Below are 15,896 nucleotides of genomic sequence, written 5' to 3'. Positions count from 1 at the left end.
CCCCCGCGCGTGATTACCCTACCGGCCCGTTAGCCACGGCGCCACCAGCCTCGCTTGGGCTTCTCTGGCGGAGCGACAATCTCAGCCGGATCGGGCTGAACAATGGCGGCCGCCGGCGGCGCGACGATTTCGGCGACCGGCTCGACGACCGGTTCCGGGGCCGCCTCGACAGCAGCTTCGGCGGCGACAGCTTCCGGCTCAGGGGCCGGCTTGGCTTTCGCGCGCGACCGACCCTTGGGCTTGGCCGGCGGCGTCGCTTCCGGTTCGGGCGCGACGTCGACCAGGGTTTCGGGAACCGGCGTGGCGACCGCTTCGGTCACGACATCGGCGACCTCTTCGACCGGCGCGGCCGTGGCCTTTCCGCTGCGCGGCTTGCGGGCGCGGCGCTTGGCGCCGGCTTCCGGCTCCGGCGGCAGTTCGACCCAGATGTCGACGTCGGACGGCGTCGAGGCGACGACGGGCGCCGCCTCGACAGGCGCGGCTTCGGTGCGAGGGGCCGGTTCACGGCGAGGCGGACGGCTGTCGCCGGCCGGGGCGGGAGCGCCGCCTTCGACCAGCGTCGCCGGATCATGCCAGACGAACGGATCGTCGCCGAACGGCACGCGGGGGCGGGTCCAGGAGAATCCGTCCTGCGGGCGGGCGTCGTCCCGCATGCGGCGTCCGCCACGACGGCCGCGGCGGCGGCGGCGCTGGGCTTCGCTGTCACCACCTTCGGCGTCGGCGTCGTCGCGGGCCGGCGCTTCGGCCGGAGCGGCGGCGGCTTCCGCGACATCGCCCTCATCGCGACGACCACCGCGACGGCGACGGCGACGGCTGCGGCCATGACGGCCGCCGCCTTCACCGGCATCACCGTCCTCGCGCGGGGCGCGGCCTTCACGGGCCGGTCGAGGCTCGCCTTCGTCCTCGTCTTCGTCGTCGGACAGGCCGCCTTCGTTCTCTTCGGCCTCTTCTTCCTCTTCGTCTTCCTCGTCTTCGTCCTCGAAGTCGGCGCCGTCATCCAGCAGATCGTCTTCAGGGTCGTAGGCGACGCGTCCGGCCGCGGGGAGCGGCTCGAGGTCATGCAGCGAATGCTCGCCGCTGGCCGTGCGTTCGATCTCGTGGTCGGCCTGGCCGAGCGCGGCGTCGATCTGCACCGTGACGAACAGGTGATGCGTCTGGTGCACGCGCGTCAGATAGGCGCGCTTCTCGTTGAGGATGTAGAGCCCGACGGCTGGCGACACCTTCAGCGTCACCTCGCCGCCGCCTTGCAGGGCTTCCATCTCCACGGCGCGCAGGGCGGCCAGGGCGCTGGACTCGGCGGAGCGAAGGCGGCCGGTGCCCGCGCAGTGTTCGCAGACGTGGGTGGTCCCTTCCAGCACGCCGCTGCGGCGACGCTGGCGGCTGATTTCCATCAGGCCGAAGGAGCTGATCTTGCCCATCTGGATGCGGGCGCGATCGTCCTTGAGGGCATCCTTGAGCTTCTTCTCGACGGCGCGATTGTTCTTCGCCTCATCCATGTCGATGAAGTCGATGACGATCAGGCCGGCCAGGTCGCGCAGGCGGAGCTGGCGCGCGGCTTCCTCGGCCGCTTCCATGTTGGTCTTGAGCGCCGTCGCCTCGACGTTGCGCTCGCGGGTCGACTTGCCGGAGTTGACGTCGACCGCGACCAGCGCCTCGGTCTGGTTGATCACCAGATAGCCGCCGGACTTCAGCGGCACGACCGGCGTGTAGATCTGTGACAGATGGCCCTCGACCTTGTGCGCCACGAACAGCGGCGTGGGCTCGCGGTACAGCTGGACCTTCTTGGCCTGCGACGGCATCAGCATGCGCATGAAGTCGCGCGCATCCTTGTAGCCACGCTCGCCCTCGACCCAGACCCCGTCGATGTCCTTGTCGAACAGGTCGCGGATCGCGCGCTTCACGAGGTCTTCTTCCTCGTAGATCAGTGCCGGCGCGATCGAATGCAGCGTCGTCTCGCGGATATTTTCCCAGGCACGCAGCAGATAGTCGTAGTCGCGCTTGATCTCGGTCTTGGTGCGCTTGGCACCGGCCGTGCGGACGATCAGGCCCATGCCTTTCGGCACGTCCAGGCTCTGGACGATCGTCTTGAGCTTCTTGCGGTCGGTGACGGTGGTGATCTTGCGGCTGATACCGCCGCCGCGGGCGGTGTTGGGCATCAGGACGCCGTAGCGGCCGGCCAACGACAGGTAGGTGGTCAGGGCCGCGCCCTTGTTGCCGCGCTCTTCCTTGACGACCTGAACCAGCATGATCTGCCGGCGGCGGATCACTTCCTGGATCTTGTAATTGCGCATCAGGCGACGGCGGCGGCGGGCCACCTCTTCGTCCATGACGTCGTCTTCGTCCTCGGAGGCCTCGTGATCGTCATCGTCGTCGTTTTCCGACGTCGGGGCGGCCGAGCGGCCACGGCCGCGGGTCTCGGGCTCGTCGTCATCCTCGGCCTGGGCGCGCATCAGCGCTTCGCGGTCGGCGAGGGGGATCTGGTAGTAGTCGGGGTGGATCTCGTTGAAGGCCAGGAAGCCGTGACGATTGCCGCCGTATTCGATGAAAGCCGCCTGCAGGCTGGGCTCAACCCGCGTCACCTTGGCGAGGTAGATGTTCCCGCGAAGCTGTTTCTTGTTCTGGCTTTCGAAATCGAACTCTTCAACCCGGTTTCCGTCCACGACGACGACCCGGGTTTCTTCCGGGTGGGCCGCGTCGATAAGCATTTTCTTGGTCATAAAAAGCGTCTCCCCGGCGCGCGGCGGGCGCAAGGCCCGGTCGCCGGCATGATGTGAAGGCGCGCTCCGTGTGGCCGTCCGACGCGCAGCGATCTGCGGTGCGAAGGGGCGAATGCCAGGCCAGGGCGTGTGCGCAGCCCATGAGGAAATTTCCTTGTCGCGCCAGGATCAGCGCGGGATCAGATGGTTGCGTCGATCGCCGGTGGGCGATGGGCCCGACGCGCGGCCTTGAAGTGTCTCGTGCGCGGAGAGTTTCCGTCAGTCGCGGGAACCGGCGCGCAAGGGGACCTTACCCCTATCCGGGCGCAAAAGGAAAGCGCGTCGCAATCGCCGGTCGTAGGCAATGGCTTAACCAAATCGATACACGTCGAGGGCGATGATGCTCGATCAATCGCAAAGCGATGTGTGGGACGTAGAATGCGGGCGTTGACGACCGGTCGATTTCTGACGGGATGGAGAGGCTTTGCCCTCCTGGCCTGCCTGAGTCTCGCGGTCATGAGTCTCGGCGGCGTCGCCCGCGGATCCTCCAGCAACAGTGGCCTGCTCAAGGTCCGCGTCGGCGGCGACCAGACCGAAACCCGTGTCGTCCTTGATCTCGACCGTTCGGTGACGGGCAAGCTCGTCCAGGACGGGGCCGGCGGCAAGATCGTCGTCGCCCTCCCGCGCCTCGACACCTCCGGCGATCTGAGCGGCGGCGGGCAGGGGCTGGTGCGGCGCTGGAACGTCGAGCGAGGCGCAACCGCCCTGAAGCTCAATATTGATCTGGCGCGCGGCGCCGAGGTTCGGCGTCGCTTCCTTCTGCCGCCCGGCGATGGCGTGTCGACCTACCGCTATGTGATCGACCTGAAGGCGCTCAACGCCACGCCTGGCAAGGGGCCTGTGGCCCGACCCGAGCCGCCGGCCCCCGTGGCCGCCGCCCGCGCGTTCCGTCGCAGTGGTCCGCGCGTTGTAGTCATCGACGCGGGGCACGGCGGCAAGGACCCCGGCGCCGGTGGTACGACCGCGCATGAAAAGGACGTCACCCTGGCCGCCGCCAAGGCGCTCAAGGCCCGCCTCGAGCGGACCGGCCGGTATCGTGTCGTGCTGACCCGCTCGACCGACGACTACATCCCGCTCGAAAGCCGGGTGCAGATCGCCCGGTCGGCCGACGCGGACCTGTTCATCTCGCTGCACGCCGACTCGGGGCCCACGACGGCGATGCGGGGCGCGAGCGTCTATACCCTGTCGGAACGCGGTGAGAGCCGCGTAACCAAGGTCCTGCGCAAGGACGACTGGCTGATGCCGGTGAATTTCCCGGGGGCGGACCGGACGGTCGGCGAAATCATCCTCGATCTGACCCAGCGCGCGACTCGCAACCGGTCGGCGGATTTCGCCGAGATGCTGCTGACTCACATCGCCGATGAGACGACCCTGTTGCGCCGCAGCCACCGGGACGGAAATCTGATGGTGCTTCTGGCCCCGGACGTCCCTGCCGTGCTGCTGGAAATGGGCTTCATCAACAATCCCGCCGATGAGCGACAGCTGACCAATTCCGCAAGCCGCAAAAGGCTTATGGACGCCGTGGGCGACGCCGTGGACGCCTGGTTCGCCGGCCAGGCTGGACGCGCGAACACTTAGCCGCTTCCTGACGCGGGAGCCGTTGGCGCCCGGCTCCAGTCAGGCTAAGCAGGCCCATGCTTGAGAAGGCCCTACTGCGTCTTTGGCCGTTTGAGGAGCCGCCCGAACGATGGGTGGCCATCGTCGGCGTCAGTGTGCTCAGCCTCATCGCCGTGGCGGGGTTCACGCTGGCGATCTATGCGGCGTGGCTGTTCCACGACATGCCGGACGCGGGCGACCTCACCGACTACCGGCCGCCCACCGCGACGCGCGTCTATGCCTGGGATGGCACGCTGATCGGCGAATTTTCGCGCGAACGGCGGATTTTCATCCCCTACGACCAGATTCCGCCCCGCCTCGTGCAGGCGTTCCTCGCCGCCGAGGACCGCAACTTCTTCCAGCACAGCGGTGTTGACGTGCAGGGTCTGTCGCGGGCGATGATCAAGAATGTGCTGAACGCCATTCAGGGCCGGCGACTCGAAGGCGGGTCCACGATCACCCAGCAGGTGGCCAAGAACGTCCTGCTGACCAGTGACGCCACGGTCGGCCGCAAGCTCAAGGAAGCGATTCTCGCCCGGCGACTCGAACAGACCCTGACCAAGGACCGCATCCTCGAACTCTATCTCAACGAAATCTGGCTGGGGTACCGGTCGTTCGGCGTAGGCGCGGCGGCTTACAACTACTTCGGCAAGCCGGTTTCCGATCTGACTCTGGCCGAGTGCGCCTATCTGGCGTCGCTGCCCAAGGGGCCGGACAACTACCATCCGATCCGCCGCAAGAAGAACGCGATCGGCCGTCGCAACTGGGTCCTCAGTCAGATGGCCGAGCTGGGCTGGGTCAGCCATGCGGACGCTGCGGCGGCGATGAAAGAGGACCTCAAGGTCCAGGCCGCGCCCTCGCGCGCCAAATATCGGGACGCAGACTATTTCGTCGAGGAAGTCCGCCGCCGCGGCATGGTCACGCTCGGTCCGCGCCTCAGCGAGGGCGGCTACTACATGCGGACGACGCTTGATCCGCGGCTGCAGACGGCCGCGCGCGTCGCGCTGATGGACGGGCTCGAGAACTATGACCGCCGCCACGGCTGGCGCGGGGCCTGGGGCACGACTGACATGGCGCCGGGCTGGGAAAAGGCGGCCATGAAGAAGACGCCGCCGTCCGAGCGTCGCGGCTGGCGGGCGGCCGTCATCGAAAGCGTCGCCGGCGGGGTGCGTGTCCGTCCGGCCAAGGACTACGGCCCCGGCGCTCTGGCCGGCGAGGACGTGGCCTGGGCCAAGGCCGGCAAGGGCCTCAAGGTCGGTGATCTGGTGTTCGTCGAGCCGACCGCGTCGGGCGTCTATCGCCTGAAGCAGGTGCCCGCGGCCAACGGCGCCCTGGTGGCGATGGAACCCCACACCGGCCGCGTCCTGGCGATGGTCGGCGGTTATTCGTTCTCGCTGTCGAGCTTCAACCGCGCCACCCAGGCGATGCGTCAGCCCGGCTCGGCTATCAAGCCATTCGTCTACGCCGCGGCGCTGGAGCCCGACGGCGGCTTCACCCCGGCCAGCTACGTCACCGACGCCCAGATCGTCTTCAAGGGCGGGGTCAACGGCGAGGACTGGACGCCCGAGAACTACAACAAGAAGTACTACGGCTCGATGCCGCTGCGGCGTGGGCTGGAACTGTCGCGCAACGCCATGACCGTGCGCCTCGCGCAGGGCGTCGGCATGAAGAAGATCGTCGATCTGTGCGTCAAATTCGGCATTGTCCGCTCGATGGAGCCGGTGCTGGCGATGGCGCTGGGCGCCGGTGAGACCACTCCGTTCCGCCTGACCGCCGCCTACACGGCCTTCGTCAACGGCGGTCGCCGGGTGGAGCCGCATCTGATCGAACTGGTCGAGGACCGGGAAGGGCGCGTGATCTATCGCGCCGACAAGCGGGACTGCCCGCGCTGTACGGCCGGATTCGGCGGCGAGGAGAGCCCGCGCATCGCGACGGCCGGCGAGCAGATCATCGACCCCGTTACCGCCTACCAGATATCCTCGATGCTCCAGGGCGTGGTTCAGCGCGGCACGGCCACCCAGGCCCTCGTGCTCGGACGGCCGGTTGGCGGCAAGACCGGAACCACCAACGAGTACCGCAGCGCCTGGTTTATGGGGTTCACACCGCAGATCGTGGTCGGCGTCTTCATCGGCTTCGACGACAACAGGTCGCTGGGTGAAGGCGAGGCGGGCGGTGTGTCGGCCCTGCCGGTGTTCATCGACTTCATGCAGGAAGCCATCAAGGGCGTGCCGGTGCAGGACTTCAAGCCGCCCAAGACCGCCAAGTTCGCGGTCGTCGGCGGGCAGCGTGAGGCCTTCCGGCCGGGCACGGAGCCGCATGGACCGGTGGGGCCCGTCGCGCCGGTCAACGCCGCCGGTCCGGTGAACTACCAGAACGCCTGGCCGGGCGGGCAGCTGAACAGCGAGCAGCCGCCGTCGGCGCCCAAGGCTCCGCCGAAACCCAAGATCCCCGACGACCTGACGGGATTGTATTGAGGCGACGCGCGGGGTAAGGCCCGCGCCCGCTTGATCGGAGACTTTCATGAGACCGGATGTTGAGGCCGCCAAGGCCGACATCGAGCAGTCCGCCGGACTGCTCAGGAGGCGTCTTTGACTGGGATGCAGCCCTAAGACGCCTGCACGAGCTGGACGCTCGTTCCGAAGACCCCACGCTGTGGGACAAGCCCGCCGAGGCCCAGGCCCTGATGCGCGAACGGCAGCAGCTGGCTGACCGGGTCGAGGCGGTTCGCAGCCTCGAACGCGATCTCGCCGACGCCGTCGAATACGCCGAGATGGCCGACGCCGAGGGCGACGAGTCCTCGCTGGAGGACGCACGGGCGAAGCTGAAGACCCTCAAGGCCCGCGCCGGCAAGGCGGAGCTGGAGGCGCTGCTGTCCGGCGAGGCCGACGGCAACGACGCCTATATCGAAATCAACTCGGGCGCCGGCGGCACGGAGTCCTGCGACTGGGCCAACATGCTGCTGCGCATGTACACCCGCTGGGCCAACGCCCACGGCTACAGCGTCGAGCTGGTCGAAGAGACCGGCGGCGACCAGGTCGGCATCAAGTCGGCGACGCTGCAGGTCAAAGGGCCCAACGCCTACGGCTGGCTGAAGACCGAGGCAGGGGTGCACCGTCTGGTCCGCATCAGTCCCTATGACGCGGCGGCCAAGCGGCACACCAGCTTCGCGTCCGCCTGGGTCTATCCGGTCATCGACGACACCATCGAGATCGAGATCAACCCGGCCGATGTGCGGACCGACACCTACCGGGCCAGCGGCGCCGGCGGCCAGCACATCAACAAGACGGACTCGGCCGTGCGCCTGACGCACATCCCGACCGGCATCGCCGTGGCCTGCCAGGCTGGCCGCAGCCAGCACCAGAACCGCGAGGAAGCCTGGAAGATGCTGCGCGCGCGGCTGTACGAGATGGAACTGCAGAAGCGCGAGGCGGCGGCCCAGGCCCTCGAGGACCAGAAGACCGATATTGGCTGGGGTCACCAGATCCGCAGTTACGTCCTGCAGCCCTACCAGATGGTCAAGGACCTGCGGACGAGCGTCGAGACCTCCGACACCGCCGGCGTTCTGGACGGTGATCTCGACCAGTTCATGGGCGCCGCCCTCGCACAGCGAGTCGGCGCGACGCGGGATGCGGTCGAGGGGTAGGCCCGCCTCAACCTTCTCCCCTTGCGGGAGAAGGTGGCCCGCGAAGCGGGTCGGATGAGGGGTCGAAGATCGGACCTGACAAAGCGCATGTCGACGAAACTGACGGAGCCGGGAGACCCCTCATCCGTCAGGCTCCGCCTGACACCTTCTCCCGCAAGGGGAGAAGGAAAGCGGGTGTCAGCCGACCTTGGGCGGGATGCCGAGGCCCTGGCCTTGCGGCGCCTGGGGCGCGGGCGAGGGGTTGTGCTGCGGCTGCGGCGGGCGCTGGAACTTCAGGCTGCGGCCCTGGAAGAAGGCCCCTGTTTCCATCGCCAGCTGCTCGTGGGTGATGTCGCCGTCAACGTAGGCTGTCCCATAAAGACGCACCTGCTTGGCGGTCACCGAGCCGATCACGCGACCGCGGATCTCGGTGGCTTCGGCGTAGACCGAGCCCTCGATATGGCCGGTGTCGCCGACCGTCAGGCGGGCCACCCGGACATCGCCGCGGACCACGCCATCGATCTGCAGCTCGCCGTCGCCGACGACGCCGCCCTCGATCGTAATCCCGTCGCTGATAAGGGATGCCACCTTCGGTCGCGCCTTGGGTTGCTCGGGCGCAATGGGGGCCGGTGCGGACACCGGAGCCGAAACGGCCGTGGGTTTGGGCGGGGTCTTATTCTGCTTGCTGAACATATTCGCCGGCCTTCAAGTATCGGTTGGGGTTCTGCGCCCGGCCATTGACCCACACTTCATAGTGCAAATGTGGGCCAGTCGACCGGCCGGTCGACCCCATCGATGCAATACGCTGGCCAACTGTGACGCGCTGCCCGATCGAGACATTGTAACCGGCCAGGTGGGCGTAACGCGTCTTGAATCCGGCGCCATGGTCGATCTCGACCGTGTTGCCGTAACCCGACCGAACGCCCGTGAACGACACGACGCCCGGAGCGGTCGAATAGATCGGCGTGAAGGTGGCGCCGGGGAAGTCCAGGCCGGAATGGAATGCCGGCCGGCGCGTGAAAGGATCCAGACGCACGCCGTAGCTGCTCGACTGCGCCGCGGCGCTGGTCGGGCGGAAGAAGGGCAGGCCGCGCGCCGCATCGGCGAGGGCTCGCATGTCCGACATGTTGGTCGCCGCGCGCTGGATGCGCTGGGCGAAGCTTTCATCGACGTCCAGCACGGCGGCCAGGGCGCGCGGGTCGCGGGCCTCGATCAGCGGACCGCCGAGGGCGCCGCCGCGACCGGCGTAGCTGTCAGGGTTCAATCCGGCCAGGCGGAAGGCGAGGCGGAGGCGTTCGGCGCGGCTGAGGGCGTAGCTCTCGGCGGCGGTGATCATCCGCTCCTGATCCATCAGCGTGTACTGCACGCGCTGGATCGGCGAGCCGCCGTTGAGGCGGGGTTTGGCGGGGGCGAGGGCCTGTGCGGCGCCGGGCGCGCCGCGGAAGCCGGAGTCGGTCAGAAGCTGGGCGAGCGCGGCGTGGCGTTTTTCAACGGAATTGGCCAGTTCGACCAGCGAGCCGTCGGTCTGGGACAGCTGTTGCATCGCGCTGTTGAGGCGCGCCTGGCGGTCGGCGGTGACCCGTTCCCAATAGGCGTCGCGGCGGCCGAGTTCCTGATCGGTGGCGCTGACGGACAGGGCGCTGACCAGCATGGCCGCGGTGCAGACACCCATCCACAGGGCCGCCGCGCCGATGATCCCGGCGCCCATGATCTGTTTGCTGGTGGAGAGCACGAAGCCGCGCATCTCACCACCCGAGCGGATGTAGAGATGCCGTTCCGGAAACAACTCCTCCAAGGCTCGCAAAATTCTGCGCAAGCGTGCTGTGGCCATGGCCCCCGAACCCGAATTTCTCGGTGATCGCGATATGTGATGAATACGGGGAATCACGCAAGGCCCTTCGCGCGTCAGGTGTGCGCGGATGGGGGAATCTGGCCTTGTCAGGTCAGGGTTAACCACGATGTGATCGATGCGCCAGTTCTTCGCGTCGACTTTGCGCGCTGGGCGGGAATATTCGGGCGTATCTGCGGCGTTTTCGCAACACCGGACGTTACCCTTGAGTAACGGTCTGGATTTCCGACAGGTGCGACCGATTGCCGCCCTTGTGGCTAAAGGGCTCGCGCGGCGGCGAGAACGTCGGCCGCGTGACCCTTCACCTTCACTTTTCGCCAGATTTTCCGGATCACGCCTTCGCCGTCGATCAGCCAGGTCGACCGGTCGATGCCCATGTATTCCCGGCCGTAGAGGCTCTTCTGGACCCAGGCGCCATACCGCTCGATGACATCGGTGTCGGCGTCCGATCCCAGCTCGACGGTCAGGCCGTGTTTCGCGCGGAACTTGCCGTGTTTGACGGCGGTGTCCTTTGAGACGCCGACCAGCACCGCGTCAGCCGCGTCGAAATCGGCCTTCGCGGCGGAGAACTCGATGTTCTCGGTAGTGCAGCCAGGCGTGTCGTCCTTCGGATAGAAGAACAGCACGACCTTCTTGCCCTTCAGGGCGGACAGGGAGACGCGGCCCGTGTCGGTGGGCAGGTCGAAGTCCGGGGCGGTGTCGCCTTCAGTCAGCATGTCTCTCTCCACAACAATCATTGTCATCCCGGCCGGTTCGCCTTCGGCGTCCGGGTTGACATAGATGGCTAGACTGGCCGGACCAGGACGATCTTCTTCTTGCCCGCGCCAAGCTTGATCACGCCGTCGACAAGGTCAGCGGGGGTGAGTTCGCGATTGGCGTCCAGTTCCTGGGCGTCGTTCAGGCGCAGGCCGCCGCCCTGGGCGAGGCGGCGGGCTTCGCCGTTCGAGCCGGCAAGCCCGGCCGTCACGGCCAGCTTGGCCAGCTGTATCCCTGCCGCCAGTTCGGCCGCCGCGATCTCGACGGTCGGCAGGTCGTCCGAGAGGGCGCCCTGTTCGAAGGCTTTCTCGGCTGCGTCTCGCGCGGCTTTCGCCGCCTCGGCGCCGTGGAGCATGCGGGTGGCTTCGTCGGCCAGCACCTTCTTGGCGTCGTTGATCGCCGCGCCGTCGAGCGCTTCCAGTCGGGCGATCTCGTCCAGCGGCAGATCGGTGAACAGGCGCAGGAACCGGCCGACATCGGCGTCCTCGGCGTTGCGCCAGAACTGCCAGTAGTCGTAGGGCGACCGCATGTCGGCGTTGAGCCAGACCGCGCCCTGGGCCGTCTTGCCCATCTTGGCGCCCGAGGCGGTCGACAGCAGGGGCGTGGTCAATCCGAACGCCGGCTTCTGGTCCACGCGGCGGATCAGTTCGACGCCATTGAGGATGTTGCCCCACTGGTCCGAGCCGCCCATTTGAAGCGTCACGCCGTGACGGCGGTTCAGCTCGAGGAAGTCGGTCGCCTGCATGAGCATGTAGTTGAACTCGATGAAGGTCAGCGGCTGCTCGCGATCGAGCCGCAGCTTGACCGAGTCAAAGGCCAGCATGCGGTTGATCGTGAAGTGGACGCCGTACTCGCGCAGGAAGTCGATGTAGCCGAGCTTGCTCAGCCACTCGTCGTTGTCGATCAGCAGGGCGTCGGTCGGACCGTCGCCGAAGGTCAGGAACTTGCCGAAGGCCTGCTTCTGACTGGCGATGTTGGCCTGGATTTCCTCATGGGTGCGCAGCTGGCGCGTCTCGTCCTTGCCGGACGGGTCGCCGACCTTGGAGGTGCCGCCGCCGACGATGACGATCGGCTTGTGGCCGGCCTGCTGCAGCCGGCGCAGCATCATGATGGTGATCAGGTTGCCGACGTGCAGGCTCGGCGCGGTGGCGTCGTAGCCGATGTAGCCGGTGATGATCCCGTTGCTCGCCGCCTCGTCCAGCTCCTCCGGATGGGTGATCTGGTGGATGTAGCCGCGGTCCCGCATCAGCTGCAGGAACGTCGACTTGAACTGGGGTTCGGCGGTCATGGGGATGGAGTCTCCTTGCGCGGACGGCTCTAGCACGTCGGGCGGGGAGGGGTTCAAGGTCGCGGGCACGGAAAGGTCTCCTCGGGGTGAGGCCGGAGACTGTCTGCGTTGAAGTTCAGAGCATGCCGCCGGCGGTGTGGCGGCATGCGATCGCACAGCCGCTCGTCAGGACGAGCGGGCGTAATAGAGGCTGCAAAGGGCGCGGCGAGCGATCATGGGTTGCTGAATGCCTCCGCCATTGACCGGCGTCAAGGTGAGGGTATCGAAGGGGTATGCTGCTGACGCTGACACCCCACCCCGATACGCCGTGCGAGTCGGTGACAAGGATCGAGGTGAACCTCGCGTTCGCGACGCCTGCGACTCTCGCCCTGCGCTTTGTCGCCGCTGGCGATATCGCAGAGGTCCGCTGGCCTGAGCCTCTGGAACGCGCGCGCGTGGATGACCTCTGGAAACACAGCTGCTTCGAGGCTTTCATTCAGCCGGCCGCTGACGAGGCCTACTACGAGATCAACCTGTCGCCCTCGAACCGCTGGGCGGGCTACCGCTTCGATCGGTACCGCGAGGGCATGAGTTCGCCCGACGGTCTCGCGCTGACTCATATGACCCGCAGAGCGTCGGCCAGTCTCTTCGAGCTCGTGGCGACGCTGGACATGTCCGGTCAGGCCGACCTGACGGCTGATCTCCCGGCAAGGCTGGGCCTTTCGACGGTCATCGAGGAAAGCAACGGCCGCAAGTCCTACTGGGCGCTCGCCCATGCGCCGGGTAAGCCTGACTTTCACCATCCCGACTCCTTCGCAGCTACTCTGGAGCCCGCATGAACTTCGGCATCGATCGTCTGCTCGCCGACCCCTCCCTGCGAGCCGACCTGAAGGGCAAGCGCGTGGCCCTGCTGGCGCATCCAGCCTCGGTGACGGCGGACCTGGCCCATTCGATCGACGCCCTGGCGGCCTGCCCTGACATCCAGATCACCGCGGCCTTCGGACCGCAGCACGGCATGCGCGGAGATCTGCAGGACAACATGATGGAGTCACCGGACTTCACCGACCCGGTCTACGGCTTTCCGGTGTTCAGCCTGTACGGCGAGACGCGCCGGCCGACCGGCCAGGCCATGGGCACGTTCGACGTACTGCTGGTCGACATGCAGGACCTCGGCTGCCGCATCTATACCTTCATCACCACGCTGCTCTACGTGCTCGAGGCCGCCGCCGGGCACGGCAAGGAGGTGTGGGTGCTTGACCGCCCCAATCCCGCCGGCCGCCCGGTCGAGGGGCTGACCCTGCTGCCGGGCTGGGAAAGCTTCGTCGGCGCCGGGCCGCTGCCGATGCGCCACGGCCTGACGCTGGGCGAGCTTGGCCAGTGGTTCGTGCGCACGCGGAGCCTCGATGTCGTCTATCGCGTGATCGAAATGGAAGGCTACGACCCCGCCGCCGCGCCCGGCTACGGCTGGCCGCTGGGCGAGCGCAGCTGGATCAATCCCAGCCCCAATGCGCCCAACCTGTCGATGGCCCGCGCCTATGCCGGCACCGTGATGCTGGAGGGGACCAACCTCTCCGAAGGTCGCGGAACGACCCGGCCGCTGGAGCTGTTCGGCGCGCCGGACATCGACGCCCGCAAGATCATCGCTGAAATGCAGGCGTTCGCGCCGCAGTGGTTGAAGGGCTGCCGCCTGCGCGACATCTGGTTCCAGCCGACCTTCCACAAGCATGTCGGCCAGCTGTGCAACGGCGTGCAGATCCACGTCGACGACCCGTCCTACGACCACGCGGCGTTCCGGCCGTGGCGGGTGCAGGCGCTGGCTTTCAAGGCGATCCGACGGCTGTATCCTGACTACCACCTGTGGCGGGACTTCCCGTACGAGTACGTGTTCGACAGGCTGGCCATCGACGTGATCAACGGCGGGCCGGGCCTGCGCGAGTGGGTTGATGATCCGATGGCGACGCCCGGCGACCTCGATGCCCTGACCACGCCCGACGAGCAGGCGTGGATCGCTGAGCGCCGGCCCTACCTGCTGTACTGACCGCCGTGACGATGCGCATCGCCCTGCTCAGAGGCGTCAATGTCGGCGGGGCGAAGAAGGTCGCCATGGCGGATCTGAAGGCCATGGTCGAGGCGCTCGGGTTCACGCATGTGAAGACCCTGCTGGCCAGCGGCAATGTGGTGTTCGAGGCGGGCGACCAGAGCGACGAGGCCGTGGAGGCGCTGCTGGAGCGGGAGGCCGAGGCGCGGCTGGGTCTGGTCACCCGGATGATCGTGCGCGGTCCGAAGACCTGGCGGTCGATGATTGAAGCCAATCCAATGCCGCGGGAGGCCGAACGTGAGCCGTCGCGGTTTCTCGTCAATGTCGCGCGCGAGCCTGTGACGCCGGACATGCTGGCGATGATCCGCGCCGTGGCGACGCCGGGCGAGCGGGTCGAGGCGGGAGACCGATGCGTCTATGCCTTCTTCGGCGACGGCATCGCGGACTCGAAGGCCGCGCTGGTGTTCGGCAGGAAGGCGCTGGGGCTGACGTCGACCGGGCGAAACTGGAAAACGGTGCTGAAGATCGCAGGGTTGATCGGGGCTTAGACTTTCCTCTCCGCGAAGCGGGGAGGGGGACCGCTCGGAGAGCGGTGGAGGGGCAGCGCCAACGCGAGCGGCCACATCCTGAATTCCCGTCCTTCCGGCGAGCTCGGCGCAGCCCCTCCACCATCCTCCGGATGGTCCCCCTCCCCTCTGCGAGGGGAGGAGTGGCTTATTTCTTCGCCCGTTCAATCCCCTCCAGCACCATCTGACGGGCCTGGGCCGCGTCGCCCCAGCCCTTGACCTTGGTCCACTTGCCGGGCTCGAGGTCCTTGTAGTGGGTGAAGAAGTGCTCGATCTGGTCGAGCGTGATCTGGGGCAGGTCGGTGTAGTTGCGCACGCTGTCGTAGCGGGCGGTCAGGTGCGAGGACGGCACCGCGATCAGCTTCTCGTCGATGCCTGCCTGGTCTTCCATCAGCAGCACGCCGACGATGCGGCTGCTCATCACCGCGCCGGGCGCGATGGCACGGGTGTTGACCACGATCACGTCGACGGGGTCGCCATCACCGGACAGCGTATGGGGGATGAAGCCGTAGTTCCCCGGATAGCGCATGGCCGTATAGAGGAAGCGGTCGACGACCAGCACGCCCGCGTCCTTGTCGAGCTCGTACTTGATCGGCTCGCCGCCGATCGGCACCTCGACGATGACGTTGACGTCTTCCGGCGGGTTCACGCCGATGGCGATGGCATCAAGGTTCATGACGATCAGGCCGGATCGGCTTCCAGACGCTTGTCGAGATAAGCCCCGACGCGCTTTTCGACTTCGGGCAGGTGCTCGGCCCAGAAATGGGTCGCGCCCTCCACCAGCTCATAGTCGATGACGATGCCCTTCTGCGTCCGCAGCTTGGAGACGACGCGCTCGACCTCGACCGGCGGCACGACCGTGTCGGCCTGGCCGTGCAGGATCAGGCCGGAGGCCGGGCAGGGGGCCAGGAAGCTGAAGTCGTACATGTTGGTCGGCGGCGAGACGCTGATGAAGCCGTCCGTCTCCGGGCGGCGCATCAAGAGTTGCATGCCGATGTAGGCGCCGAAGCTGTAGCCGGCGACCCAGAACTGGCTGGCCTGCGGATTGGCCGCCTGCAGCCAGTCGAGCGCCGTGGCTGCGTCGGCCAGTTCGCCGATACCGGCGTCGAACTCGCCCTGGCTGCGGCCGACGCCGCGGAAGTTGAAGCGCAGCACCGAAAAGCCGCGCTTCATGAACAGGTGATAGAGCTGCACCGACACCGGGTGGTTCATGTGGCCGCCGGCCCGCGGGTGCGGGTGGAGGATCAGGGCGATGGGCGCGTTCTCGCGCTTGCCCGGTGAATACCGACCTTCAATCCGGCCGGCCGCGCCGGTGAGCACCACTTCAGGCATGCGTTTTTCCCGTCCTGCCGAGCCGTGGAATACTTGACCACTGCGCTTGGTTTTCCTAGATCAGCGACGTCCGCGTCGGCCTTCGACAAGGCCTTGCGGGCGAGGCGCGGCCTT

General features: G+C 67.2%; 13 protein-coding genes. 6 read left to right on the top strand and 7 right to left on the bottom strand.

The annotated features are described in order from the left end of the window. Positions 1 to 29 precede the first annotated feature (29 nt). Complete coding sequence (locus tag ACODSL_RS08925; protein ID WP_488900329.1) at positions 30 to 2,717, bottom strand: Rne/Rng family ribonuclease; 2,688 nt, start codon at positions 2,715 to 2,717, stop codon at positions 30 to 32. 495 nt (positions 2,718 to 3,212) lie between these two features. On the opposite strand from ACODSL_RS08925, the gene ACODSL_RS08920 reads away from it, so the two are divergent. The 3 genes from ACODSL_RS08920 to prfB all read left to right on the top strand — a co-directional run bounded on the left by ACODSL_RS08920 (position 3,213) and on the right by prfB (position 7,995). After that, positions 3,213 to 4,334 carry an N-acetylmuramoyl-L-alanine amidase family protein gene (locus tag ACODSL_RS08920; protein ID WP_488900328.1) on the top strand — a complete coding sequence of 374 codons (1,122 nt, stop codon included), beginning with the start codon at positions 3,213 to 3,215 and terminating at the stop codon, positions 4,332 to 4,334. Positions 4,335 to 4,390: 56 nt separating this feature from the next. Continuing rightward, positions 4,391 to 6,826 carry a penicillin-binding protein 1A gene (locus ACODSL_RS08915; protein WP_488900327.1) on the top strand — a complete coding sequence of 812 codons (2,436 nt, stop codon included), beginning with the start codon at positions 4,391 to 4,393 and terminating at the stop codon, positions 6,824 to 6,826. A gap of 46 nt (positions 6,827 to 6,872) precedes the next feature. Then, positions 6,873 to 7,995 (top strand): peptide chain release factor 2 gene (prfB, locus tag ACODSL_RS08910; RefSeq protein ID WP_488900326.1). Its coding sequence is split into 2 segments (ribosomal slippage): positions 6,873 to 6,941 and positions 6,943 to 7,995, totalling 1,122 coding nucleotides; the frame shifts between segments, so codons are not numbered across the junction. Positions 7,996 to 8,172: 177 nt separating this feature from the next. On the opposite strand, the gene ACODSL_RS08905 is transcribed toward prfB, so the two are convergent. From ACODSL_RS08905 to tyrS, 4 genes are all read right to left on the bottom strand, one after another. Further along, the gene (locus ACODSL_RS08905) at positions 8,173 to 8,667 is read right to left on the bottom strand and encodes a bactofilin family protein (protein ID WP_488900325.1); all 495 of its coding nucleotides are present in this window, start codon (positions 8,665 to 8,667) and stop codon (positions 8,173 to 8,175) included. Beyond that, entirely contained in the window at positions 8,648 to 9,805 is a 1,158-nt protein-coding gene (locus ACODSL_RS08900) for a peptidoglycan DD-metalloendopeptidase family protein (RefSeq protein WP_488900324.1), read from the bottom strand. Before ACODSL_RS08900 ends, ACODSL_RS08905 begins: the two co-directional genes overlap by 20 nt. Positions 9,806 to 10,080: 275 nt before the next feature. Beyond that, complete coding sequence (locus tag ACODSL_RS08895) at positions 10,081 to 10,539, bottom strand: peroxiredoxin (RefSeq protein WP_488900323.1); 459 nt, start codon at positions 10,537 to 10,539, stop codon at positions 10,081 to 10,083. Between the two features lie 68 nt (positions 10,540 to 10,607). Beyond that, positions 10,608 to 11,924, bottom strand: coding sequence for a tyrosine--tRNA ligase (gene tyrS, locus ACODSL_RS08890; RefSeq protein WP_488900815.1), 1,317 nt, complete (start codon positions 11,922 to 11,924; stop codon positions 10,608 to 10,610). A gap of 215 nt (positions 11,925 to 12,139) precedes the next feature. Between tyrS and ACODSL_RS08885 the strand changes: the two genes are divergently transcribed. The 3 genes from ACODSL_RS08885 to ACODSL_RS08875 are packed head-to-tail and all read left to right on the top strand — an operon-like array spanning position 12,140 to position 14,432. Beyond that, a complete protein-coding gene (locus ACODSL_RS08885) occupies positions 12,140 to 12,685 on the top strand; it encodes a DOMON-like domain-containing protein (protein ID WP_488900322.1) in 546 nt (181 codons plus the stop codon). Continuing rightward, entirely contained in the window at positions 12,682 to 13,884 is a 1,203-nt protein-coding gene (locus tag ACODSL_RS08880; RefSeq protein WP_488900321.1) for an exo-beta-N-acetylmuramidase NamZ family protein, read from the top strand. Before ACODSL_RS08885 ends, ACODSL_RS08880 begins: the two co-directional genes overlap by 4 nt. A gap of 11 nt (positions 13,885 to 13,895) precedes the next feature. Continuing rightward, positions 13,896 to 14,432, top strand: a complete 537-nt coding sequence (locus tag ACODSL_RS08875) for a DUF1697 domain-containing protein (RefSeq protein ID WP_488900814.1) — start codon at positions 13,896 to 13,898, stop codon at positions 14,430 to 14,432. A gap of 166 nt (positions 14,433 to 14,598) precedes the next feature. On the opposite strand, the gene ppa is transcribed toward ACODSL_RS08875, so the two are convergent. Further along, positions 14,599 to 15,126 (bottom strand): inorganic diphosphatase, encoded by a 528-nt coding sequence (gene ppa, locus ACODSL_RS08870; RefSeq protein WP_488900320.1) that lies wholly within the window; start codon positions 15,124 to 15,126, stop codon positions 14,599 to 14,601. A 5-nt stretch (positions 15,127 to 15,131) separates the two neighbouring features. After that, on the bottom strand, positions 15,132 to 15,782 hold the full coding sequence (locus ACODSL_RS08865; protein WP_488900319.1) for an alpha/beta hydrolase: 651 nt from the start codon (positions 15,780 to 15,782) through the stop codon (positions 15,132 to 15,134). Between the last annotated feature and the right edge of the window lie 114 nt (positions 15,783 to 15,896).

It is taken from the genome of Caulobacter sp. FG121, assembly GCF_057809815.1.
Note: the sequence above shows the minus strand (reverse complement) of the source record. Positions and strands in the feature narration are given on the sequence as shown.